Annotated in this window: 17 protein-coding genes; 12 read left to right on the forward strand and 5 right to left on the reverse strand. The window is 58.6% G+C overall.

All coding sequences use genetic code 11. The features are described 5' to 3' along the window. Nucleotides 1-147 precede the first annotated feature (147 nt). The 9 genes from Enr13x_RS33215 to Enr13x_RS33255 all read left to right on the forward strand — a co-directional run bounded on the left by Enr13x_RS33215 (nucleotide 148) and on the right by Enr13x_RS33255 (nucleotide 9,402). Nucleotides 148-1,380, forward strand: coding sequence for a protein phosphatase 2C domain-containing protein (locus Enr13x_RS33215; protein WP_145391173.1), 1,233 nt, complete (start codon nucleotides 148-150; stop codon nucleotides 1,378-1,380). Further along, complete coding sequence (locus Enr13x_RS33220; RefSeq protein ID WP_145391174.1) at nucleotides 1,377-2,495, forward strand: transporter substrate-binding domain-containing protein; 1,119 nt, start codon at nucleotides 1,377-1,379, stop codon at nucleotides 2,493-2,495. The genes Enr13x_RS33215 and Enr13x_RS33220 overlap by 4 nt, the downstream gene beginning before the upstream one ends. Further along, nucleotides 2,492-3,625 carry a transporter substrate-binding domain-containing protein gene (locus Enr13x_RS33225; protein WP_145391175.1) on the forward strand — a complete coding sequence of 378 codons (1,134 nt, stop codon included), beginning with the start codon at nucleotides 2,492-2,494 and terminating at the stop codon, nucleotides 3,623-3,625. The genes Enr13x_RS33220 and Enr13x_RS33225 overlap by 4 nt, the downstream gene beginning before the upstream one ends. An 83-nt stretch (nucleotides 3,626-3,708) precedes the next feature. Beyond that, nucleotides 3,709-4,791 (forward strand): magnesium/cobalt transporter CorA, encoded by a 1,083-nt coding sequence (corA, locus tag Enr13x_RS33230; RefSeq protein WP_231743928.1) that lies wholly within the window; start codon nucleotides 3,709-3,711, stop codon nucleotides 4,789-4,791. A gap of 287 nt (nucleotides 4,792-5,078) precedes the next feature. Next, entirely contained in the window at nucleotides 5,079-6,506 is a 1,428-nt protein-coding gene (gene mgtE / locus Enr13x_RS33235) for a magnesium transporter (protein ID WP_197455539.1), read from the forward strand. Between the two features lie 166 nt (nucleotides 6,507-6,672). After that, complete coding sequence (gene tnpA / locus Enr13x_RS33240) at nucleotides 6,673-7,038, forward strand: IS66 family insertion sequence element accessory protein TnpA (RefSeq protein ID WP_145384503.1); 366 nt, start codon at nucleotides 6,673-6,675, stop codon at nucleotides 7,036-7,038. Next, nucleotides 7,035-7,397 (forward strand): IS66 family insertion sequence element accessory protein TnpB, encoded by a 363-nt coding sequence (gene tnpB / locus Enr13x_RS33245; RefSeq protein ID WP_145384502.1) that lies wholly within the window; start codon nucleotides 7,035-7,037, stop codon nucleotides 7,395-7,397. Before tnpA ends, tnpB begins: the two co-directional genes overlap by 4 nt. Nucleotides 7,398-7,483: 86 nt before the next feature. Further along, a complete protein-coding gene (gene tnpC, locus Enr13x_RS33250) occupies nucleotides 7,484-9,112 on the forward strand; it encodes an IS66 family transposase (RefSeq protein WP_145384501.1) in 1,629 nt (542 codons plus the stop codon). Beyond that, the gene (locus Enr13x_RS33255) at nucleotides 9,112-9,402 is read left to right on the forward strand and encodes a hypothetical protein (protein WP_145384500.1); all 291 of its coding nucleotides are present in this window, start codon (nucleotides 9,112-9,114) and stop codon (nucleotides 9,400-9,402) included. Before tnpC ends, Enr13x_RS33255 begins: the two co-directional genes overlap by 1 nt. An 845-nt stretch (nucleotides 9,403-10,247) precedes the next feature. Here Enr13x_RS33255 and Enr13x_RS39220 read toward each other — a convergent pair. The 4 genes from Enr13x_RS39220 to Enr13x_RS33275 form a co-directional block, all read right to left on the reverse strand. After that, entirely contained in the window at nucleotides 10,248-13,652 is a 3,405-nt protein-coding gene (locus tag Enr13x_RS39220) for a serine/threonine-protein kinase (RefSeq protein WP_231743929.1), read from the reverse strand. Then, entirely contained in the window at nucleotides 13,627-14,220 is a 594-nt protein-coding gene (locus tag Enr13x_RS33265) for an RNA polymerase sigma factor (RefSeq protein WP_231743930.1), read from the reverse strand. The genes Enr13x_RS39220 and Enr13x_RS33265 overlap by 26 nt, the downstream gene beginning before the upstream one ends. A gap of 189 nt (nucleotides 14,221-14,409) precedes the next feature. Further along, nucleotides 14,410-15,162, reverse strand: coding sequence for a PP2C family protein-serine/threonine phosphatase (locus Enr13x_RS33270; protein WP_145391176.1), 753 nt, complete (start codon nucleotides 15,160-15,162; stop codon nucleotides 14,410-14,412). A 99-nt stretch (nucleotides 15,163-15,261) separates the two neighbouring features. Beyond that, entirely contained in the window at nucleotides 15,262-16,107 is an 846-nt protein-coding gene (locus tag Enr13x_RS33275; RefSeq protein WP_145391177.1) for a serine/threonine-protein kinase, read from the reverse strand. Nucleotides 16,108-16,293: 186 nt separating this feature from the next. On the opposite strand from Enr13x_RS33275, the gene Enr13x_RS33280 reads away from it, so the two are divergent. The 3 genes from Enr13x_RS33280 (at nucleotide 16,294) to Enr13x_RS33290 (ending at nucleotide 23,631) form a co-directional block, all read left to right on the forward strand. Then, the gene (locus Enr13x_RS33280; protein WP_145391178.1) at nucleotides 16,294-17,364 is read left to right on the forward strand and encodes a succinylglutamate desuccinylase/aspartoacylase family protein; all 1,071 of its coding nucleotides are present in this window, start codon (nucleotides 16,294-16,296) and stop codon (nucleotides 17,362-17,364) included. Nucleotides 17,365-17,394: 30 nt separating this feature from the next. Next, nucleotides 17,395-18,624, forward strand: coding sequence for a 30S ribosomal protein S6--L-glutamate ligase (rimK, locus tag Enr13x_RS33285; protein WP_145391179.1), 1,230 nt, complete (start codon nucleotides 17,395-17,397; stop codon nucleotides 18,622-18,624). 684 nt (nucleotides 18,625-19,308) lie between these two features. Further along, complete coding sequence (locus Enr13x_RS33290; protein ID WP_449337458.1) at nucleotides 19,309-23,631, forward strand: PVC-type heme-binding CxxCH protein; 4,323 nt, start codon at nucleotides 19,309-19,311, stop codon at nucleotides 23,629-23,631. A gap of 69 nt (nucleotides 23,632-23,700) precedes the next feature. On the opposite strand, the gene Enr13x_RS33295 is transcribed toward Enr13x_RS33290, so the two are convergent. After that, entirely contained in the window at nucleotides 23,701-24,996 is a 1,296-nt protein-coding gene (locus Enr13x_RS33295) for a transposase (RefSeq protein ID WP_197455540.1), read from the reverse strand. Nucleotides 24,997-25,429 lie beyond the last annotated feature (433 nt).

A 25,429-nucleotide genomic window follows, 5' to 3' on the forward strand; every position in this document is an offset into this window, starting at 1 on the left:
CCTTTCGGGATCCACAAGCCCGCGCGGTGGTGTTAGACGGCTTAGGTAGCGGTTATAGTGAAGTTCGCTGCGAGGTGTTTTCCGAGCCAACGCCCTCACCACGTCGTGGCCGATCCGCCCCAAGCTGCTGACCACAAGTCTGTTCTCATGGTGATCGTCGCAACGGCAATCAGTGACAAGGGATTGAAACGCGACGGAAACGAAGATCAGTATCTGATCGACGAGAGCCTGGGGTTGTACGTCGTTTGCGACGGCATGGGCGGCCATGCGGCCGGCGAAGTGGCAGCCGAGCGGGCGATCGAGTTCGCGTCGGAGCACCTATCCAAGAACCGCGACCTGATCCACTCGGCCGGCGAGTCGCCCGACGGGGTGTTTCGGGTGCTGAAGGTCGTCGAAGAAGCCGTCCAGCAGGCGAGCCAGGGGCTGAATCTGCTGGCCAGAACCACGCCGGACTATGCCGGGATGGGGACCACGTTGACGTTATTGGTCGTCGTGGAGGACAAAGGGGTGATGGCCCACGTCGGTGATTCGCGTTTGTATTTACTGCGCCAAACCGAAGTCCATCAGCTCAGCAGCGATCACACGTTGGCCAACGAGCTCTTTCTATCCGGGGACCTGACCCGAGAAGAAGCCAGCAACAGCCGCTACCGACACGTCCTGACGCGCAGCATCGGCCCGCACGAGTACGTCGACGTCGACACCTTGCTGTTCGATTTGATTCCCGGCGACCGACTGCTGCTGTGCTCCGACGGACTGAGCAACTATTTCGAAAGCACGTCGTGCGTCGCCGGTTTCCTGTCTGAACCGGACCTGATCGAACAACCCGACAGGCTGGTGGAGTTCGCCAAGGAATCCGGCGGTGCCGACAACATCACCGCGATCGTGGTCGAAGTGCAGGGTGAGGTGACCGATCAACCGGCCGCGGACGTCCAAAAGAAAATCGAATGCCTGCAGGGTGTGTTCCTGTGCGAAAAGCTGTCGGTTCGTCGTCTGATGCACTTGGTTTCGATCACCACGATTATCCAATGTGCCGCCGGCAAAGAGCTGATTTCTATCGATGACGGACTGCCCGGTCTGTCTGTCGTCCTGGACGGTCGGTTTCGCGTGATCGACGACGATGTGATCGAGGGAGAACTCGGTCCGGGGGACTGTTTTGGTGAAGCGTCCTTGCTGACCGAGGTTCAATCATCGGCATCGCTTGTCGCCATCGAACCGTCCCGCGTGCTCGTGATCAGCCGCAAGGAATTCGGCAAACTGACGCGGCGGCTGCCACGATTGGGCAACGTGATGCTCCGCAATCTGGGAAAGCGGCTCGCCAAACAAATCATCAAGCAACAAACCCGAACGCTGAACCTGGATGACACGGGGCCACTGGAATGAATCACATCGGCCGCGTCTGCATGATCCAACTGTTGGTCCTGGGCACACTGTGCTGCCTCGGCGACATCGCAACCGCGCAACCGGCAGCCGCGCAACCTGCAGCCGAAGCACAGGGATCAGGGCCGTCGATCGTGGTCGGGACCAAGCACAGCCCACCGTTTGCGATCAAGAACGACGACGGGACCTGGAGCGGCATCAGCATCGAACTGTGGAAGAACCTGTGCACCGAATTGGATCTGGAATATGAATTCCGGGAGATGACGCTCGAGCAAATCTTGCAGGGGCTGGAGCGTGGTGACATCGATGCCGGCGTGGCGGCGATCAGCGTCACGGCGGAACGCCACCAACAGATGGAGTTCTGCCACCCACACTATTCCACCGGCCTGGGGATCGCCGTCGCCCGACACCATCGGTCCAGTGTCTGGGCATCGATTCGACAGATCTTCAGCTTTCGAATGGTGTTGTTTGTCGTCTGCATGGCGTGCGTGGTCGCGTTGTGCGGCTGGTTGTTCTGGTTGTTTGAACGCAAACGCAACGAAACGGTGTTCGGCAGCGGACGGCGCCAGGGGGTCTCGATGGGCGTCTGGTGGTCGATCGTGGTGCTGTTGGGGCACAAGGGGGTCGTACCGGTCAGCATTTGGGGCAGGGTCTTGGCGACGATTTCGATGTTGGCCAGCATTGCCGTGATCAGCCTGATCACGGGCGTCGTTGCGTCGGCGTTGACGGTCCGGGAATTGGACATCGGGATCGCCCAACCGAGTGATCTGCGTCATGTCCAGGTCGCGACGGTGGCATCGAGCACCAGCACCGAGTATCTGCGAAATCGACGGATTGCGTTTCGCGCCTACCCGACACCCGAGGACGCGGTCCGTGCGGTCGAAACCGGCAAAGCGGACGCGGCGGTGTACGACCGGGCGCTGCTGAGGCATCTGGCGATGCAAAAATTTCATGATCAGATCGACGTCTTACCCGTCTCGTTCAACCTGCAGGAGTACGCGATCGCGTTGAAACGGGGCAGCGACTTGAGACGACCGCTGAACGAGGGATTGCTGCGTTATCGAGCGACCGATGCCTGGAGCGATCTCTTGTACCGCTATTTGGGAGACGTGCAGTGATCCACCGACGCGCCGTTCCCTTGATCGTGCTGTTGATCTGCTTGCCCCTGGGCGGTGGCCACTGCTGGGCTCAACCCGATGATCCGCCGGAGAGCTTGGAGGTTCCCGATGAAATCGTCGTCGCGACGCGGGACGTTCCGCCGTTCGCGATGCAAAACGGGGACGGCGATTGGGAGGGCATCAGCATCGACCTGATGCGTCAGATCAAATCGGATTTGGAAGAGGCGTCGAAGCATAAGATTCAGCTTCGCTTTGAATCCTATCCGCTCGACGAGATGCTCGATGCGGTCGCGGCCGGACGGGTGGACGTTGCCGTCGCCGCGATCACCGTCAACGCAGAACGTGAACGGCGGATGGATTTCACGCATGCGTTCTTCCAATCCGGGCTCGGCATCGCCGTCGGCAGCTCGCAGCGGCGCGCGGCATGGCAAGGGATCATCGAGGCGGTCCTCTCACCGACGTTTTTGCGAATCCTGGCGGGTTTGATGTTCGCGATGTTGATCAGCGCGATCGCGGTGTACTTTTTCGAACGAAAGCATCACGACGGCGATTTTGAATACGGCATCGTGCGGGGAATCGGAGCGGGATTGTGGTGGGCGGCGGTGACACTGACCACCGTCGGTTATGGCGACAAGGTTCCCAAGACGTTGCCGGGCCGGATGATCGGATTGATTTGGATGTTTTCGGGGCTGTTCATCATCGCCAGTTTCACCGCGGCGGTGACGTCGGCATTGACCGTCAACCAACTTCGTTCGCGGGTCGCCGGACCGGGGGACCTGTCGCGGGTCAAGGTCGCGACGGTGGCCGGTTCGACATCGGCCGGCTATTTGCGCTCGCGTCACATCCGCTTTCGGTCCCACGAGAGCGTTGAACTGGCGTTGCAATCTCTCGCAGAAGGACGCTGCGATGCGGTCGTCTATGACGCCCCGATTCTTCGGCACCTGGTGTTCCAAGCCGAAGCCGGCGACCAGTTCGTTCTGCCGGTCACCTTCGAACGCCAAAGCTATGCGTTTGCCCTTCCCAGCGGCAGTCCATTGCGTGAACCGATCAATCAAAGTCTACTTCACTGGACCTCCTCATCCAGCTGGGAAGACACATTGCAAAGCTATCTCGGGGACGATGTGGAATGAGATGACGACGGTTTGATCGCGGGCACCTCGAGAGTTTTTAACGACCACGTTTGCGGTCGGCATCCAACGCCAGGAATGGGTCAGTGAGTCAAAAGATCTTCAAGAAGCGACACACCCGAATTGGCGCCCGTCCCGGCACCCTGGTGATCTCGAAACAGTCACCGCGGCCAGTCGTTCGCGGCATCTTCTATAATCCAGAGAGTTTCGAAGACCAGCCCATCGAGGATCTGGATCGGTTAACAGAAGCGTTCAAAAAGGAGACGATCGCCTGGATCGACGTGCAGGGATTCGGCGACCGATCGGTGATGAATAAAGTCGGGTCGGTGTTCGGATTACACCCGCTGCTTCTGGAAGATGTCGTCAACGTCCCGCAGCGGCCCAAGACCGAATTGTACGACGACCAGCTTTTGATCGTCGTCCGCATGGTCCGCTTGAAAGACCCCGAGGACCAGTCTCGCTATCGTGTCGACATGGAACAGGTCAGCATCGTTCTGGCGGAGAACTACGTGATCACGTTCCAAGAACGCTACGGCGACATCCTGGACCCGGTCCGCAAACGGATCAAGGGCGGCAAGGGCATCATTCGACACCGCGGGACGGACTACCTTGCCTATGCGATCGCGGACACGATCGTGGACGGCTATTACCCGGTGCTGGAAGGAGTCGGCAATGATTTGGAGGCGATGGAAGACGAAGTGATTCGCAACCCTTCGCCGGAGGTTCTGGGTGAGCTGAACACGTTGAAAAATCAACTGATCAATCTTCGCCGCGCGGTCTGGCCGCAACGCGAAGCGGTCAACTCCTTGGTCCGGGGGGACTACGCCCTGATCGGCGAAGACGTTCGCGTCTTCCTGCGTGACACCCACGATCACTGCATCCAGACGTCGGAGGTCGCCGAGATGTATCGCGAGATGGCGACGGGCTTGATGAACACGTACTTGTCATCGGTCGCCAACCGGACCAACGACGTCATGAAGGTGCTGACCGTGATGGCCAGCTTGTTCATTCCGTTGACGTTCATGGCCGGAATCTACGGCATGAATTTCGAACACATGCCCGAGTTGCACTACCGCTACTCGTACCCCCTGCTGTGGGCGGTGATGACCGTCACCACCGTCGGCATGCTCATCTTCTTCTGGCGCAAGGGTTGGATCGGACGGGGTTGACGTGCATGGCCATGCGTAACCCCTGGTGGGCTGACCCGATGAAGCATTTTTTAGCGGCAGGGCGCGAGCCCTCCGGTGTTTTGGCAGAAATGAAGAACCGGAGGGCTTGCGCCCTGCCGCTAAAACCTCATGCGGTGTAGGTCACGCTGTGCGTGACGGGTGGCATGCACAGCATGCCCTACGCAACTGCCATCTATTTCTGCTCCGCGGTCAACGCGGCTTGCCAAGGCGCGAATCGGCGTCAGACTGGAGTGCCACTCGACCGTTTTAGATGAAAGGCTGCCACTTTGACCACTCCAAACGAACCGGACGTTCTCGACACGATCGCCCCCTCCGATTCTGCTGCCGACGAGGTTGCCGTTTCCGACCGCCCTTGGGAAGAACTCTCCCGTTTGGCCGAACAGGGTGACGCCGAGCGTCTGGAAGAATTCCTCTCGGAACTCTCGACGACCGACCAGGCGCTGGCGCTGAGTCGCTTGGACGAAGTCCATCGCGTGCAGGTGCTCGAGGGGTTGGATGCCGAGGACGCGGCGGATTTGATCGCGGCGTTGCCCGAGGTCCAGGCCGCCGAGGCGATCGCGTCCCTGGAACCGGACACCGCCGCGGCGATCGTCCACGAGTTACCCAGTGACGAACAAGCGGACGTGCTGGGCGATTTGAACGACCAACAGGCGGCGGCCATTTTGGACGTCTTGCCCGTCATCGAAGCCGACGCCGCCCGCCAACTGGCGTCCTATGAAGATGACGTCGCCGGCGGAATGATGGTGCTGGAGATGCTTCGCTTTACCCCCGACATGACCGTCGCGGACGTCATCGCCGAGCTGAATTCCAACGCCGAGATCTACAGCGATTTTGATGTCCGTTACGCCTACGTGTGCGAACAGGATGGTTCGCTGGTCGGTGTGCTGCCGATGCAAAACCTGTTGTTCGTCCGGCGTGGATCCAAACTGCGCGATCTGATGATCACCGAACCGATTTCGGTGCCCGACACGACGCCGCTGGATGAATTGATCGAACTATTCGATGCCCATCACTTTCTGGGCGTTCCGGTGGTCGATCACGACGGACGGCTGAAGGGCGTCCTGCACCGTGAAGCGGTCAATTACGAAGAAACCCGCGCGGCCGAAAGCGACTATCTCAAGAGCCAGGGGATCGTCGGCGGCGAGGAGCTGCGTTCAATGCCGCTGTGGCTTCGTGCCCGCCGGCGACTGAGTTGGTTGAGCATCAACATCTTGCTGAACATCGGTGCCGCCGCGGTGATCGCCTACTTTCAAGAAACCCTGCAAGCGGTGATCGCGCTGGCCGTGTTTCTGCCGATCATCAGCGACATGAGCGGTTGCAGCGGCAATCAAGCGGTCGCGGTCAGCATGCGTGAACTGTCGCTCGGTTTGGTACGCCCCTCCGAAGTCTTTCGCGTTTGGTGGAAAGAGGTTTCGGTGGGATTGATCAACGGAGCGGTTTTGGGGTTGTTGGTCGCCATCTGCGCCGTGATCTTTGACGGCAACGGCTACCTGGGCCTGGTCGTCGGCGTCGCGTTGTTCGCCAACACAATCGTCGCGGTCTCGATCGGCGGCGTGGTACCGCTGGTGCTGAAACGATTCGGGTTCGACCCCGCCGTCGCCAGCGGGCCGTTACTGACCACGGTGACGGACATGTGCGGCTTCTTCCTCGTGTTGGGCTTGGCCACGCTGCTGCTCTCGCGGCTGGTGGCCTGAACCGTGGCGTAAGCTTCCAAGTGGCGTAAGCTTCCAGCTTGCGGTTCCCCATCAACACCGCATGGCGGGCAGGATGCTTCCGTCACGCGAGAGGTAAGCGTTCTATCTGCCCATGTTGACCGACTGGTTAGCGTGATGGGTTTCTTTCCACTCTCAGGAGAAACCCATGCCGCAGTTTCCCAACCCGCAGCTCGCACAGCAGTGGCGTGACCGTATTGAACGGTTCGCCCAATCCGACCTAACGGTCGCCGATTTCTGTGATCGGGAAGGCTATTCGGTTGCCTCATTCTATCAGTGGCGGCGTAAGCTGCGTTCCTCTGTTCTCGTTGATCCGTCAGCCCCCAGCGATCGACCGGCCTCGTTCGTCGCTGTTGAGCTTCAGCCCGTCGCGATGGAAGCGGCCCAACTGAATGGCCTGGAAATTGAATTGCCTGGTGGGGCCGTTGCTCGCCTCGACCAGAACGCCACCGACGAGCAGCAACGCAGACTGATCAAGAACGTCGTCGAGGCACTCAGCGAGGTGGCATCGTGATCGCACTTGCACCCACCACTCGGATCTTTGTCTACACCGAGGCGACCGATATGAGGAAGAGTTTCAATGGCTTGTCCGGACTCGTCAAAGAACATTTCCAGGTCGACTTGTTCTCTGGTCATCTGTTCGTCTTTTTCAACCGCCGGCGCGACTATGTCAAGATTCTGATGTGGGACTGTGATGGCCTGGCTCTCTGGTCCAAGCGACTCGAAAGTGGAAGCTTCGAGAAGGTTGTCTCCGAGGAACAAGGCAGCTTCGAAATCGATTCCGCCGGCCTGGTCATGATGCTCCGCGGTGTGCAGATTGAAGGATCGCAACGACGCAAACGTTACTCGATCGATCAGCCGCAGGCGGCCTGACCACGTCAAGCAAATCTTTCTTAAAAGCGTCAACGCAAGGCTGATCGAAGCCTTGCGTTTTTTGTTTTGATGGCGATAACAGCGGCATGGCTACTTCGGAAAACAAAGACGACTTGCAAAGCGTGTTGAGGGTCAACGCTGAGCTGATTGAAACGGTTGAACGATTGCAGAAAGCCAACCAACAACTCCGCGAAGAACTGGAACTCTATCGTCGAAAGTTCTTCGGCAGGTCTTCCGAAAGGCACGTCGAAGATGACTCGCAATTGCATCTGTTCGACTTAGGTGAGCAGCAAGCCGAGAACGACGATGCCGAAGACGATGAAGCAAACCAGCCACGCCGACGTCGTCGCAAGAAGAAGTCTGAGAAGCTGCCAGACCATCTCAAACGCAAGGTCATCGAAGCGGACGTTCCGGTCGAACAGCGAATCTGTCCTTGCTGTGATGAAGAGATGCCGATTGTGGGCACCGACATCAGCAATCGATTGGATTTTATCCCCGCAGAGTTTTTCGTTTGGGAGATCCATCGCCATAAACGTGCATGCTGCAATTGCAAAGAATCGATCGCTCAGGTGCCTGCCGGCGAGGAACCCTGCGGCCTGACAACGCCGATCCCCGGCAGCGATTATGGCTTCGGTGTTTACACGCAGCTGATCGTCAATAAATTCGCCGATCATCTACCGCTCTATCGCGGAGAAGACATCTTCGCCCGCGCCGGGATGCTGATCCCTCGCAACACACAATTTGGGATGCTTGCGAACATCGCGGCATTGGCCGGCGTGGTGGTGGAACTGATGAAGTCGCAAATCGTCTCAGGCGATGTGCTGGGTGTGGATGATACGTCGGTTCGTCTGCAGGATCACAGTTTGCCGGGCAAGATGCGGACTGCACGATTCTGGCTGTACCGAGGCCGTGAGGATCATCCGTATAACGTGTTCGATTTCACAGAAAGCCGCGGGCGCGACGGCCCCGGCAAATTCCTTCGTGATTTTCGCGGCCACGCGGTGGTCGATGCTTATGGAGTCAACGACGGAGTCTATCTGGGAGCACAGAATCAGATCTTTGCCGCGTGCTGCAATGCGCACGCACGTCGAAAGTTCGTCGAAGCCAGACCGAACGACCCGGTCGCCGCTGCGCAGGCACTGGCGTTTTACCGTGGCTTGTACAATGTTGAAGATCGCGCGCGGGAAGCATCGGTGGCTGAACGCCTGGAACTGCGCCAGAGCGACTCCGTGCCGATCATGAACGGCCTTCACGACTGGTTGCTGCAGATGAATGATGATCGCCGTGTGCTTCCGAAGAGCTCGATCGGCAAGGCGGTGCGTTATGCATTGAACCAGTGGGACGAGTTGTCGGTGTTCCTCGGCGACGGTGCAATCCCGATTGACAACAATGCGACTGAAAACGAACTTCGCCGTTTGACGATCGGTCGAAAGAACTGGCTGTTTGTCGGCTCGAACCGAGGAGGGCACGTGGCGGCGACGATGTATAGCCTGGTGTCTTCGGCGGCACGGCATCACTTGGATGTGTGGGCCTATGTGGACGACTGTCTTCGCCAGTTGGCAAGTGGCAGCACAGATTACGAACGCCTGCTTCCAGACGTGTGGCGAAAGGAACACCCAGAGTCGATCCGTCCGTACCGCGACGCCGAGCAGAAGGCGCGACGCTTGACCACACAACAACGTCGAACGCGTCGCCGCGAGGCGAGGGTGGCGTGATGGCGAACCTGACCGAGCGAATCCAACTGACGCGCGAACATCGTGACTTGATCCTGAAGTACGGCTACGTCTCAGGCCGTTTGGAGACGTCGCTGCGTCGCTGGCCGAAGGATCAAGTGATTCGCCGAGTGGGAATGACTCGGGTCGAGCTGCAGTGGCTAATCGGCGACCTGAGTCACGTATGCGTCAAAGGCAAAGCGGGTTCCGATGTCGAAGCGGTTGCTGACCTGTGCGACCACCTCGAATACGCCCAGCAAACCGGGGATGGTGATCTCGACATTCTATGGTGACGTCAGATCGGATCTCTGCCATTTGAGCAGCCCAAGTGGCAGACGCTACGACGAGCAAAGCTATCGCCAGCTTCGAGAATCCACTGGCCGTAGTTGATCAGCGATCCAAAAGCGGCAGCGTCTTGAACTCTTGTGGCACATGGCGGATCGAAGGGCGCTTGACCAACGTGACATGCGAGGTGTGATCCAGCGGTTCTTCCTTTTAGCAAAAGACTGAATCTGTTGACCGCACTTCGCGCGTTCGCTTGGGAGTCGAGCGGAAAAAGAACTCAGGGACACCCCAGTGAGATCAAAACGCAGTATCCGGGGCAGCGCCGATGAACTGCGTGCTGAAGACATTTGAAGCTGCTGCCGGCGCATCGGTTAGGCTACAAACACAAAGCGTGATTTTGGACCGCGGTGGCGATCAATGTCTCCGGCGTCGTTGCGTTGGTCACAGGCCCCAAATGTTGATACGCCGACACCGCCACTGCGCCCAATTCGCCACACCGTTCCGATGAATCTTCGGATTGGTGAAAAGCAGTCGCCGGCCGGCCGAGCCACGAAGCGGCACCCGGGCAGATAGAACGCTTACGCATCACGATGCTCAAGTCGCCCCGCCACGTCGTCGTCGCAAGAAGAATCCCCAGAAGCTGCAGATGATCCTGCTGAGTCAGCGGACGCGCGACAACAAAAGAAAGCTGAAGCCGTAACCGCGGAACTGTTGGAGCGTTGATTCAACACGGACCTGGAAAGGCTATGCGATAATGGATCCGGGGAATAACACCCACGCACATCAGTCACAGCGTCATTCCCTGAAACCACACCTTTGACGTGGCAACGCAGTGAAGCACTTGTTTCTAGTTTCAGAACCCTGTCCCCTCGCCTTCCGCCCAGGGGTCGTCGATCCACCAGCGACCATCGATCTTTTTCAGTTCCATGCGACTGCGTTCATTGGCATCAATTGCCCAAACGCCCTTCGGGTTGGTTTCGATCTCGAACTTCTTACGTCGCTTTGGCCTTTCGGCTTCGTCAGGGACGGCTTCGTCCGCCGCGTCGAATTCAAGGACAAACTGCCGAGGGTTCTTCAACATCGAAGGCGTGGTCGCTGTCAGCATCAGCTCCTTTTGCGTCGGCACGCGAGATGCATCGCCTTGAAGTCGCTCGCGAACACTGGCGGCAGCTTGGTACAGCCCTGCCTTGGCGATCGACGGCACGTTGTCGATCATCGACCGAGCGAGTAACGCTTCGAGTTCGTCAGCCTTCCTGCGCTGCTTATCTTGCAACTCGTCATCTGGAATTTTTCGGTACATTTCCAACATGGCCGTCGCGATGACAAGATAGTTTGCCGCGAACTGATCGATCACCTTGTCCGAATAGCATTCTAAACAACCCGCCACGTCGTCGCGAAACTGACAGTCGGCGTAATACGTCATCAGCGATTCGGGAGTTGCGAAACCGGGGTTTGCCTCAGCGGAATGAATCACACCGTCCGTCGCCGAGTCGACCGAAATGTACTGCTGACGTATTTGGAATGCATAAGTGCTGCCAGGCCTCGCGACTTGCGGCATCACCATTCGTACCGACCAAATCTTGAAGGTGTCACCGCCTAGGCTCCCGAAACGTGCGATCACATCCAACTTGCAGTCTACTGGCAGTTGATGAGTGTTTTTGATCTCTTGAAAGTTTGCGAAAGTTTTGTTGTCGACCGAAGCTTCATGGCGGCGAGACTTCCAATTAACGATTGCCGCCAGTACTTCGTCGACTGTCAATGGCGGCTGACGTTTGCCATCGACCGAATGATGCATCGCATTGAATTCGGTGATCGCAGCGGCCAGCGGCGTTGCCCGTTCAATCGCGGCGGGCAGTCTGGGGGCCCGGAAGTTCACGGGTGGAGCAAGGTAACGTTTGCGAACGAGAACCCTTGATTGAGAGTAGCGATTCACCAGTTCGATGCTGTAAATCTTGATCTCTCCATCATCCGTCACGACTTCCGATTCGCCCCCTGCGATTGCCCATTGCTCCGGTAAATAGCGTCCGATTCCGAGGTTGGTTAGGAAACCCTTGACTTCAACGGATAGCTCGCCATCGGTTTGCAGTTTCCATTGGCTTAGCGAAAGCAATTCGTCGACGGTGAGCGGAGGCTGGTGATCGTCGCCACCGGCTGCGATCATTCTGCGATTGAACGCTTCGACTTTGCCAGCCAATGTGCTGGGGTCCGCGGGCGCACCTAATGCTTGGAATTTGCCGTCACCATGAAGTCTTGATGCTGCGTCGCCGATCAAATGAAAATGATGGTGGTCGATGTAGACCACTTTGATTGCATCGCGTTCGTCAATGGAATGGGGGATTGGATAATCGACTTCTTGTTTCTCGTCGGAATAGACCGTGCATTTATAGTGCGCGTGGTGGAGTTGTGCTGGACCAATCAGAGGATACACGCGAGGAGGATCGATGTAGTCTGCGATTTTCTCTTTCGTTATTCGCACATTCTCTCGCCGCGTTTTCCAGATCGATGCAATGTTGCCTTTTGCAAAACGTTGCGACTCTAGAACGCGGAGGATTTCCTGATCGCTGGGAGGATCAAGGGCAATCGCGTTGCCGCCTTGCGTTGTTGGGCCGGGGATTGGCACGAAGTTGGCGAGGGGATGCTGCTGGGTCGCAATTGCGTTTGCTCTCTGGTAAACCGGTGCTGGTCCGGCATTTGGATTCGGGCCATTTCGATCGTCGAAGCCATACACATCCAATTCACGCACCTTGTCCGGTGCCAAGCGGACATCAATCTTCGCCAACCAAGTCTCGCCGCGTTTCAGCGTCACGCGACCGCCTGAGAGATGAACGTCGGTTGCTTGGCCATCGACTTCGATGCGGTAGTTGCCTGCACTTAAACGTGTTGTGGCACCATCGAGAGAAACGCTGAGTTGGTCGACGATTTTTTCGCCTTGAATGATCCGAATCGGAACGTCTGCCTGCGAATTACTTTCGATACGAAGGGTGCCTTTGTTCGTTTCAAGCACGATCACGGTTGCGAGGACTGCAAAGAAGGCGAATGCGGCGGTGGCGATCAGCCAATGGGTGAATCGGCCCCGTGAACCGTTGGCGCTACCTTTGAAAGTCGACGGGTGAGTTGAAAGGCCCGCGGCTAGCGCCGTCGGCTCAGGCGGACGGACCATGATGTTCGGTTGTTGCAGGTGGGCGTGCCAGTTTTGCAGCAACTCGGCTACTTCGGCGGCCGTTTGAAAGCGATCATCGGGCGATTTGGAAAGCAGCCGCAACACGGTTTGTTCCAACCATTGGGGGACGTCGGCGTTGATGGACCGAATACTGCGTGGTTCGTCATTGCCAATCCGATTGAGCACACCCATCGTCGTCTCGGCGCGGAAGGGGCTGCGGCCGACAAGCATGAAGTAAACAAGACTACCGAGTGAAAACAGATCGCTGCGGTGGTCGATCGTGTCGCCGTGGGCTTGTTCAGGGGACATGTATTGCGGTGTGCCGGCGATCACGCCCGACCGCGTCATGCTGGCGTCGTCGACGGCGCGGGCGAGACCAAAGTCGGTGATTTGCACGCGTTCGACGCCATTTTCCAGCAACACGTTGGCGGGTTTGATGTCGCGGTGAACGAGGCCCTGGTCATGGGCGGCGGCGAGACCTTCGGCGACCTGCGAAGCGATGCGGACGGTTTCGAGGATCGACAACGGGCCGTCCGCGTCGACGCGTTGTTGCAGACTTTGGCCTTCGACGACAGGCATCACCAAGTACGGCAGCCCATTGTATTCATCGACCGTTTGAATCGGGACGACGTGCGGATGAACGACGGCGGCGGCACTTTTTGCTTCGCGTGAAAATCGCCGGCGGGCAGCCGCGCTGCTGGCCAGTTCAGGTGCGAGGACTTTCACGGCACAGTGTCGCCCGAGTGAAGTGTCGAACGCCTGCATCACGATGCCCATGCCACCGCGACCGAGAATCCGTTTGATTTCGTAGCGGGCGAAACGGCCGAGGGTGTCGGGATCGTCGGACGATTGAAGGAAGGTGGGGCAAGCTTCCGGCTTGCCGTCTTCCAATTCCGCAAGCTGAAAACTTGCGCCACCACGCAGCAACTCACCCGCCTTGTCCATCGTCAATCCATCTTCCATCAGCGATTCCAACGCCGACTGACACTCGTCGCACTGTTCGACGTGCGACGCGATCTCAGCCGTTTCGGAGACAGCTTCTTCGTCCAAAAAGCGAGTCAGCGTTTTGCGGTCATAATGAAAACGGGCAATCATCATCCTGTACCTCTTTTCGTAGTCTTGCCAACACGCGGCAGCGGGCCACGCGAACGCCTCCTTCGGTCTTCCCCAATCTCTCGGCGGCTTCCGCGATCGAGATTCCCTCGACGGCTGTCATCCAGAACGCATCCCAAATCGGTGGGCTGATCGAACCACGCAACCGTTCGGCGGCCCTCGCCAAGAGGGCTCGCTGGTGCTCCACCCGCAGCAGGGTCAGTGTTTCGCTGCGTGCCGGTTGCTCGCCGATCATCGCTTGCACTTCCGAATCGCCGCTGCCGACATCACGAGGGCCGCGAGTCAGTTTGTTGACGACCTGGTCGCGAGTGATCTTCAACAACCAGCCACGAAACGAACCGCCTCGTCCAAAATCAAACTCGCCAACCTTGCGGCCGACGGTTGCGAAAACTTCCTGCGCTAAATCTTCGGCATCGGCATGTTGCAGCCCTCTCGCGCGGGCGACCCGATAGACGACCGGCTGGTACAAACCGACAAACTCCGCCCAGGCATCGTGTGACGCCGGATCATGGAGCTGGCCGATCAACGACGGTCGTGTTTTGGGGTCCTGCACAATTTGTCTCCACCAGTTACCCACGTCTCGACGTCAATTGTTACAAGAAAAAACAATCGGATTTCAGGTCCAGTTCAAACGGCTGTTTCCCGATCCTTCTCGCTGATCACCACCATTTAGGACCGCCGGAAGAATAAGTGGCGGGGATTGATTGTGGGATAGGCTTCCAGCCTGTCGTTATCGCCCACGCTAGGGCGTCAGCATCACGAGACTCAGATCATCCGGCTTGCCGTGCTCGGAGTGCATCCGATCGGTCGCCTGATCGACCAGCGATCGCATGCGCTTGATCGGCGGGCCGACCCGGGCGAGCGCGCAAACCTCATCCAGATGCAAGTTATCGAACAGCCCATCGCTTGCCAGCAAGACGGTATCGCGCGCGGCCAGACGAACGGTCGGACCGATTTCGATGTGCATGCTCTTGGAACCGACCAGATTGGAGACATAGTGTCGATCGTCGTGATGCATCGCTTCGTCTTCGCCCATCAGCCCGGATTCGACGGCATAGCCGACCGGTGAATGGGACGTCGATTTCCACTTGACCAAACCACGCTGTCCGACGACCAGGGCCATGGAATCACCGACCTGGTACCCGCGGGCGACGCGATCCTGAACTTCGATCACCGTCAGAGTGGTCGCGGCCCCGATCGCGAGTTCCAGAATGGCGGCATTGGCCCGCTCGATGCCGTCAAGAATCAACGGTCTGAGGTCACCGCTGACGGATTGGGACGAGACGCTCTCGAGCAGACATTGCATGGCAATCGCCGACGCCTTGTGCCCCACCGGGGAACCGCCCACGCCGTCGGCGACGGCCAACACCAATCCGTCATCCAAGGTGCGGATGATCGCGGCGCTGTCGTCATTGGGGTCTTGTTTGCCGGGGCAGGTGCGGGCAAACGCCAACACATGGCCTTGGCCGTGGTCGAAGACCTCTGGTTCGCCCATCTCGCTTTCGAGATAGAGCCGAGTCGGTGATGGTGAATGGTCGGGGAGCAAACGGGAGCCCTTGGGCGGCGGTGTGGAAACAAGGCGTCCGGAAACGATTTAACTCGATTTTCGTTTACGAAGAACGTGGCGAATCGCTTTCATCCGCGATTTCTCCCACTCCGACGCCATTTTACCGGCATCGGCGTACCGATCGCGCGGCTTGACGGCCACGGATTTGCGGATGATGCCGATCAGGTCCGGATGGACGCGTTTGCGAATCGTCGCCGCACCGGGAAACGGCCAGTCGAAGGGGTACTCCGGCCACTTGCTGGAGAACAGGCGGTAGGCGATCAAGCCGAGCGAGAACACATCGCTGCGGGTCGACGGTTTTCCCATCGCCTGCTCCGGCGGCATGTAGCCGAGCGTCCCGGTGCCCGAACCGTTGATCGTTTGCTGGGCGACCTTGGCGATGCCGAAATCCGCCAGCCGCAACCAGTCGTCATCGAACAGCAGGATGTTTTCGGGTTTGATGTCGCAATGAATCACGCCCATCGAATGGGCGTAGGAGACCGCTTCGAGCAATTGCGACATCAATTCGAAGCCCAGCTCGAACCGCATTCGCTTGGCCAATCGATCATTGAGCGTTCGTTTGGCCAGCGGCGACACGATGACAAAATGCCCCTCGATGAACCGGGCGTCACGGATCGGCAGGATGTTGGGATGATCCAGCTCGATCGTCAACTTGACCTCACGGCGAAACTCGTCGATCAGTTCGGGCGTGACCCAGCGTGAATTCGGGATTTTCAGCGCCACCTTGGTCGACAGCAGGGTATCGGTGGCGGCGTAGACGTCGGCGAATCCTCCCTGTCCGATCCGTCGGTTGAGCCGATATTTTCCCAAACGGCTTCCGACTCGAAGTCGCGGGGCATCGCTGGAGATGGGGTAGTCAGTTCGTTTTGCCATGCCTTTGTCGTCGCTCGTCGTTTCAGCTTCGCATCACTGTAGCGTGCATCCGGCGGCAACGGCGAGCGGTGGACCGCCCGCGACGGAAAGAAACGCCCGCTGCAAAGTATGCACCCGCTGCCCTATAATAGAAGATGATTTGCCCCCTACTCACTGAAAGCCGCGCGCTTTGCGATCGTCACCCCAATGGTCTCAGGTTCATCTCATTCTTCCAGCCAATCTTGGTTCGGCAAGTCCGTCGCCCCAGGCGAATCAGTCAACTCGGAATTGTTGATCACCGAAAGCTACAGCAGTCGCGATGTTGGGATTTCCCTGCGCGTGATTCGGGGCCTTGGCGACGGCCCGACCGTGTTTGTCTCCGGCGCCCTCCACGGCGACGAAATCAACGGCACCGGTGCCATCCGGTCCCTGATCGCCGACGACGATCTGAAACTCACCGCGGGCACGGTCGTCCTGATTCCGGTCTTGAACGTGCTGGGGTTCGAGCGACACTCACGCTATTTGCCCGACCGCCGGGATCTGAACCGTTGTTTTCCCGGCAACGCCAGCGGAAGCATGGCGACACGGATGGCCAAGGTGATCTTTGATGCCATCGTACGCCGCTGTGACTACGGAGTCGACCTGCACACCGCCGCGGTGCGGCGAACGAACTACCCGAACGTTCGAGCCGACTTTCGCAACCCCGACTGCATGCGATTGGCCGAAGCCTTTGGCGCCGGCGTGATTCTCGATGGCAAGGGCCCCAAAGGGTCGTTGCGCCGCGAAGCGACCCTGGCGGACTGTCCGACGATCGTGGTCGAGGGTGGCGAAGTCTGGAAAGTCGAACCGTCGATCGTCGATTGCATGAAACGCGGCGTCCTGAACGTGCTGAAACACCTGGAGATGATGGAGGGTGAGCCCGAACTGCCGATCGGGCAGGTCAAGATCAAACAAACCAAGTGGATTCGCGCCGAACGCGGCGGATTCATGGACTTGCATGTCTCCCCCGGCAGCACCGTCACCGCCGGACAGCCGATCGCGACCAACAGCACGCTGGTGCACCAAGACCAGAACCAACTGATCGCGCCCTTTGACGGGATCGTGATCGGGATGTCGACCCTGCCCGCGGTCCAGCCCGGCGAGCCCGTCGTTCACCTCGGACGACTCGCCGGTGCCAAAAGCGCCCGCCGTGTCGAAAAACACTCCCAAGCCGACGACGTGCAACGGACCGCCCAAGAACATCTCTCGACCAACATCCAAATCGTCGATCCGAACTGACCCTGACTCCCAACCCCCGACCGCATCGCCATGAAACTCGGAATCCTCTCGCGAAGCATCCGCTGCTACAGCACCCGCCGACTGCGTGAGGCCGCCATCCAACGCGGTCACCAGGTGAAAGTCCTGGACACATTGAAGTTCGCGATCGACCTGAAACCCGCCGAACCCGATCTGTTCTTTCGCGGCAAGCAGCTGTCCCATTACGACGCCGTGCTGCCACGCATCGGTGCCTCGATCACCCAGTTCGGAACCGCCGTGGTGCGGCAGTTCGAACAGATGGACATCTTCACCACCAACTCCTCCGCCGGCATCTCCAATTCCCGCGATAAACTCCGCAGCCTCCAAATCCTCAGTCGACACCAGATCGGGATCCCCGAAACGACCTTCGTTCGCGACAAACGGGACGTCCTGCCGGCCATCGAACGCGTCGGCGGATCCCCGGTCATCATCAAACTGTTGGAAGGCACCCAGGGCATCGGGGTGCTGTTGGCCGAATCGGTCAAGGCCGCCGAGGCGATTGTGGAACTGCTGCAAAGCCAAAAGCAAAACGTGCTGATCCAGAAGTTCGTTGCCGAAAGCAAGGGCAAAGACATCCGCGCGTTCGTCGTCGGGGACCAAGTCGTCGGCGCCATGCGGCGTGTCGCCCAAGGCCAAGAGTTTCGCAGCAATGTGCACCGGGGTGGCGTGACCGAACCGGTCGATCTGGCCGACGACTACCGCGAGGCCGCCATCCGAACCACCCAAATCATGGGCCTGAGAGTCGCCGGCGTCGACATGCTCGAAGGCAAAGACGGTCCCCAGATCATGGAAGTCAATTCCTCCCCGGGACTGGAGGGGATCGAGCACTGCACCCAACTGGACATCGCCGGTTCGATTATCGACTACATCGCCGCCCAAGTCGATTTCCCCGAAATCGATTTGCGGCAACGACTGACCGTCAGCCGCGGTTACGGTGTGGCCGAAATCCATATCCCCGAAGGATCCGAGTTCGTCAACAAGACCGTCCAGTCCTCGGGACTGCGTGAAAAAGACATCAACGCGCTGACACTCTACCGCGGTTCGACCGTCATCCCCAACCCACGCTCCGACCGCGAACTGATGGCCGGCGATCGGCTGCTGTGCTTCGGAAAATTGGAACTGATGCGCGGCCTGATCCCCAAAAAGACGCGGCGGATTCGCAAGCCCAAGGTCCTGGACCTGCCCGACCTGCCCGTCGCCCACGAAGCCCTGACGGTCGATCCCGAAGAGACAGGTTCCTGACGCACAAGTTAGCAACCAGCGGAAACTACGTGGGATAGCCTTCCAGCCTGGCCTATTGAAGAAGAGTCCACGGCGCGAGTTTGGGAGCTCTATGAATCAACTCGCAACCCGACTATCGCTCGCGCGTGAAACTCGATCGATGGCGCTCGGCTCACCGACGCTGCCCGCGCCATCGACCGTTTTGCATGTACGAAGACGCATCATTTGGAACATGGCTCCCCTCTCCCCAAAACAGATCGTGCGAAAGACATTTGTTCGCAGAGTGACGTTGACCGCGATCTGTTTTGGGGAGAGGGGCTGGGGGTGAGGGGCTCAGCACTGAGACGCTTCACATCGATTGACGTGCTAAATCGCCGATCATTTTGAGGCGTGATTGCTGTCGGGTCTTCTCTGCCCGTACGTGTCACGATGGATTGGAATCCCCCTCTCCCCCAACACTCTGGCTCGCTGCAACATTTTTGACGGTCCGGCGCTCGCTCCAGGCCTCTCTCTTAACGTAAAATACCACAGGGCCAGTGCGCAATAATACATACCCTCCGCGGCGGCGACGCGTACACTGTAGGCACCTCACGGTCCTCTCTCTCCCCGTCTCCCCATCCAGTCACTGCGAATTGTCCAAGCAGGTTGACTCATCCGCCCATGAAAACCCTGACGTCTTTTTTCAGTCTCCTGATCGCCAGCGCGATGCTCTTGCCCGGACAGTCGTCCTGCGGCGACGACATCCAGGTGCTGTTTCTCGGTGACAACGGACACCATCAACCCGGCGTCCGATTCCGCGAACTCGAACCGGTCTTGCGGACGCGCGGCATCGCGATGACATACACCGACCAGATGTCGGATTTGACGCCTGCCAAGTTGGATCAGTACGACGTCCTGGCGGTGTACGCCAACATCGACGAAATCGCTGCCGACCAGGCCGACGCCATTTTGGATTACGTCCGCGGCGGCGGCGGATTTGTGCCGCTGCACTGTGCGACGTACTGCTTTCGCAACGCCCCCGAAATCGTCGCCTTGATGGGCGCCCAGTTCCAGCGTCACGGCACCGGCGTCTTTCGCTCCCAAGTCGCCGCGCCCAACCACGAACTGATGAAGGGCTACGGCGGATTCCAGAGTTGGGACGAGACCTACGTGCATCATTTGCACAACGACAAAAACCGCACCGTCTTGGAATACCGCACCGACGCCGAAGGTCGCGAACCATGGACTTGGATTCGGACCGAGGGACAAGGCCGCGTTTTCTATACCGCTTGGGGACATGACTCGCGGACCTGGACGAACCCGGGATTCCAGAACCTGGTCGAACGCGGGATCCGCTGGGCGGCGAAACGGGACCCCTCGGCGGCCGGCACCTACCTGGCCGATCAAGCCTTTCCCGTCCCCGCGATGACGAAGATTCCCAGCGACGCGGCAGAATTTGAATACGTCGACGTCGGTGGCCAGATCCCCAACTACACGCCGTCGAAGCAGTGGGGCGTTCAGGGAAAACCATTGAACCTGATGCAAAAACCGCTCACGCCCGAAGCGTCGATGCAACACCTGGTGGTCCCGGAAGGCTTTCACGTCGAACTGTTCGTTGCCGAACCGCAACTCGGTGGCAAGCCGATCTGCATGGCCTGGGATGAGCGTGGACGGTTGTGGGTCGCTGAGACCATGGACTATCCCAACGAACTGCAACCGCCCGGCACGGGACGCGATCGTATCCGCATTTGCGAAGACAGCGACGGCGACGGCCGGGCCGACACGTTCACGGTGTTCGCCGAAAACCTCAGCATCCCGACCAGCATCGCATTTTCTCGCGGTGGCGTGATCGTCCAGAACGCGGTCGAGACGCTTTACCTGAAAGACACCGACGGTGACGATCGGGCGGACGAACATCGTGTGTTGGTTTCCGGATGGGATCTCGGCGACACCCATGGCGGAGTCAGTAACTTTCAATACGGTCTGGACAACTGGATTTGGGCCATGCAGGGGTACAACAATTCCCAGCCCGTCGCGGGTGGCCAAACCGAGCGGTTTCGAATGGGATTCTTTCGCATGCGTCCCGACGGCAGCGAAATCGAATTCATCCGTTCGACCAACAACAACACCTGGGGGCTGGGAATCAGCGAAGAGGGATTGATTTTCGGTTCGACGGCCAACGGTTGCCCGAGCGTGTTCATGCCGATCCCCAACCGCTACTACGAACGCGTCCGCGGTTGGACGCCGTCGTTGACGCTGCAGTCGATCGCCGACACCAATGATTTCGAACCGATCACCGACAAGGTGCGGCAGGTCGATCATCACGGCGGATACACCGCCGGGGCCGGTCACGCCCTCTACACCGCCCGCGAATACCCCCGCGAATACTGGAACCGTGTCGCCTTCGTCAACGGTCCGACCGGACACCTGGTCGGCAGCTTTGTACTCCGTAGCGAGGGCAGTGGTTTCCAATCCACCAGCCCCTTCAATTTGCTGGCCAGCGACGACGAATGGACCGCTCCGATCATGGCCGAAGTCGGCCCCGATGGCCAGGTCTGGGTGATCGACTGGTACAACTACATCGTGCAGCACAACCCGACGCCGGAAGGTTTTAAAACCGGCAAGGGCCGTGCGTACGAGACCGAACTGCGAGACAAAAAGCACGGTCGGATTTACCGCGTCGTCCCGGATGGGTCTGCGGGCGCCCCCGTACCCGATCTGTCTAAAGCCGATGCGGCCGGACTCGTTGCCGCGCTCACCCACCCGACCATGCTGGTTCGCAAACACGCCCAGCGGTTGTTGGTCGAACGCGGCCAGCGCGATGTTGCCGACGCGTTGATCGGACTGGTGCGTGACCAGCAGGTCGATGAGATCGGCTTGAACGTCGGCGCCATCCATGCCCTCTGGACGATGCACGGTCTGGGCTTGCTGGACGGTGACCACGCAGCGTCCCATCAAGCCGTTGTCTCCGCGCTCCGGCATCCTTCGGCCGGTGTTCGTCGCAACGCCGTCGCCGTGCTGCCCCCGTCGGTCGACTCGACCCAAGCGATCCTGGACGCCAACCTGCTCGCCGATCGAGACGCCCATGTGCGGGTCGCCGCGTTGCTGGCCCTGTCTGATTTACCGACCCGATCCAACGCCGCAACGGCGCTGACGGCGGTGACCACCGATCCGGTCTCGATGGCAGACCGCTGGACACGCGATGCGCTGACCAGCGCCGCGGCCAACAGCAGCGGTCCGTTTCTGAAATCATTGGCGTCCGTCGCCGAGGTGTCCGATCAAACCATCGAACTGATCACGATCGTCGGCGAACACCACGCCCGCGGTGGTGACAACGAGGACGCGGCCGCATTGCTGGCCGCGTTGAACGCCGCCAATCCCGCCATCGTCGAAGCGGTGTTGCAAGGATTCAGTCAAGGTTGGAAACCCGGGCAATCGGTCGCGCTCGACGAAACCATCGAAGCCGACTTGGAGAAACTGGTCGATCGAGTCTCGCCGGGATCCAAGGGCTTGCTGGTTCGACTGGCAACCCGCTGGGGCAGCAAACGTTTTTCACGCTACGGTAAAGAGATCGCTGACGGATTGTTGGACGTGGTTCGTGATTCGAAGGCTGCCGAAGCGGACCGCATGGCTGCCGCAGCCCAGTTGGTCGAATTCTTGCAGGATGACGGCGACGTCGTGATGGACTTGCTCGATGAAGTCACGCCCCAGACACCGCCATCAGTCTCGTTGGGAATCATCGCCGCTTTGGAAAAGAGTCGTTGGGATGAGATCGGTGCCGAACTGGTCGACCGTTTGGCAACCATGACGCCGGCGCTCAAAAAAGCGACGTTCTCTCAATTGCTTAAACGCCCGTCGTCGACGGCCGCCCTGTTGGACGCCGCCGAGTCGGGCGATGTGTCATTGGATGAACTGGCGCTCGATCAAAAACAATCGCTCGCGGCGCACCCGGACCGTCAACTTCGACGCCGCGCCCAGAAACTGTTTGAACAAGGCGGCTCGCTGCCCAACGCCGATCGACAGCAAGTTCTCGACAAATACCTCGTGACGACCGAGCGACAAGGTGACGCGGACAAGGGGCTGGCGGTCTTCAAAGAACATTGTTCCAAGTGCCATGTCCACGGTGACCTCGGCGTCGCGATCGGCCCCAACCTGACCGGGATGGCGGTTCACCCCAAAAAGGAATTGCTCACGCACATCCTCGATCCCAGCCGCAACGTCGAAGGCAACTTCAGGGCATACAGCCTGCTGAGCGTTGATGGAATCGTGCTGACGGGGATGCTGGCCTCCGAATCGCGGACGGCCGTCGAGTTGATCGACACCGAAGGCAAGAAAAAGAGCGTGTTGCGCGAAGACATCGAACAGTTGCGAATGTCGACCAAATCGATCATGCCCGAAGGATTCGAGAAATCGATCTCCCCCGAATCGATGACTGATTTGTTGGAATTCCTCACCCAACGGGGCAAATTCGTTCCACTGCCGCTGGACAAATTCGCCACCGCAGTCAGCACCAAGGGCCTGTTCAGCATGACGGACAACGGCCCGGATCGGATGGTGTTTGATGACTGGAAACCGAAGACGTTCAAAGATGTTCCTTTCCTGTTGACCGATCCGCTCGGTAAGACCAAGCCGAACCTGATCTTGCTGCACGGCCCCAATGGCCCCTTGCCGCCGAAGATGCCCAAGTCGGTTTCGCTGCCGTGCAACAGCCCCGCCAAAGCGATTCATTTGCTGAGCGGAGTCGGCGGTTGGAGCTTCCCCTACGATCGCCGCAAGACGGTGTCGATGATCGTGCGATTGCACTATGCGGGCGGTGAAACCGAAGACCACGAACTCGTCAACGGCGTCCACTTCGCCGATTACATTCATCGCGTCGATGTCCCCGAGAGTGAATTCGCGTTTGCCCTCGGCGGACAACAAATTCGTTATCTGGCCGTCATGCCGAAGAAGCACGACGTGATCGAAACGATCGAACTGGTCAAAGGCCCCGACAACACCGCACCGATCGTGATGGCCGTGACCGTCGAGTCCCCGGACGCCAAGCACTAACAGTGGGATAGGCTTCCAGCCTGTCGTTCGTGGGATAGGCTTCCAGCCCAGGGCTGTAAGGGTATCCTGCTAGGTCAATCCTAGCAGTTTCGCGGTCGAAACATGAGACGAGGCTACATTCCTTGATCGGTGCGGCTTTTTCTTCTTCGGGCCGCGGACCGATTTTCTGTACTCCTTTAGGTCGATCGTCCGAGCGATCTTCTTCAGCATCGCGACGAGGCCTTTGATTGTCGTCGGAATCAATTCTGCCCACTCGTCCTCGGTGATCGCAATCAACATCCCTTCGGTTTTATCGGAGACATTTTTTGAGACGTGAAAGTGGCTGATCGCTTCCACCTCTGATTCGTCATGGGTCGCAAACAAAGCCGCAAAGATGGTTTGTCGAAGATTGAACGCGAGCAGCGACATACAAAACAGGAACGTTGCTGCTTTGGGATGACCGACACCTGATTTCTCGCAAGTGAGCGTCATCTGTAAAATATTGAACGCGGTTTCTTCTTCCCAGCGATGCCGGTAAACCTCTGCCACGTCCTTAGCCGAAACTGTGGCGGGAAGATTCGTCAACACGTGAATCTCTTCGTCGCCATCTCGCGTTGGCGAGTCCAATATGACAGTGATTCGGCGAACCACCATGGCATCTTCGGCAGCAGATAGTTTCAACGCTTGTTCGTAGACTACGCCTGTGCTGCTGCGGCCAATGCGTTTGCGTTTTCCCAGTAAAACGCCTTTCAAACGCCCGTGCTGGCGGATCACGAAGAAGCTTTTGGATTGAGCGAGTTTGTTGAGGAATGGGACGATGCAATAATGCCGGTCCGCAATTACGACATCATTCGGCTGGATATCATCCACGATCCGATCGCAACACGTCGACTCTTGCGCGTGGCCGTCAAGCAGCACGTACGCGCGGTCAAACACCTGTCGCTGTAGGTCAAACCTCGCGACTAGTTTACCCGGCAACGGTGCACCCTTGACGTCTCGAAGGTCTTTCAATCTTTTGTCAGACTTCGCCAAGACATTCCCATCAATACTCAAGCAACGATAACCTGGAAGCAATTCCCAGGGTGTGAACCCCATCGCGTCTTGCATTTGGATAGTCCGCTTTGCCGCGTGCGAAACGAGCGACTCACTTACCGCTGGTTCTATGCCTCTGGTTTTGGCATAGAATGACTGTCGAGAAACGTCGAGATTCTCTTTGTGCTCCTTGTAGGCTTGATTGAAATTCTCGCTGAAATCCAAGGCCACGTCAGCGACCGTCATCGCCACTGCCTGGAATGTGGCGAGGTACTCATACTGCTTTTCTCGATTGTTATCGAAAACCAGTTGCAAATCGCTCCCGATAAAGTCCTGCGTGAGCGCCCTGGTCATGACAGCAAATGGTGCCTTGGTTACAAACCGATCAAAAACTTTCGATGACATCGCGAACCTCCGTGTAGCGTAAAACACGGGAATACACAAAAATCGCGGTCACGCGATACCCTTACAGCCCTGGGCTTCCAGCCTGTCGTTCGTGGGATAGGCTTCCAGCCTGTCGTTCGTGGGATAGGCTTCCAGCCTGTCAACCGTGGGATAGGCTTCCAGCCTGTCGATCCAGGATCAACGATACCTGACAGCCTACGCTCATGCTCCCACTTAAAGTCACCCTCCCAGGCAGGGAGGGTCGAGCGAAGCGAGGGGAGGGTCGCCCCGAAACCGTCGACAGATTCCAAGCGACAACGGATTCCGATTGGTTTGCGACGCCAACTCGGCGAGAGTAAGATCATCGGTATTCCGATCATCAGCACGAAACAACTGGAATTTT

Source organism: Stieleria neptunia (assembly GCF_007754155.1).
GTDB classification, from domain to species: Bacteria; Planctomycetota; Planctomycetia; order Pirellulales; family Pirellulaceae; genus Stieleria; species Stieleria neptunia.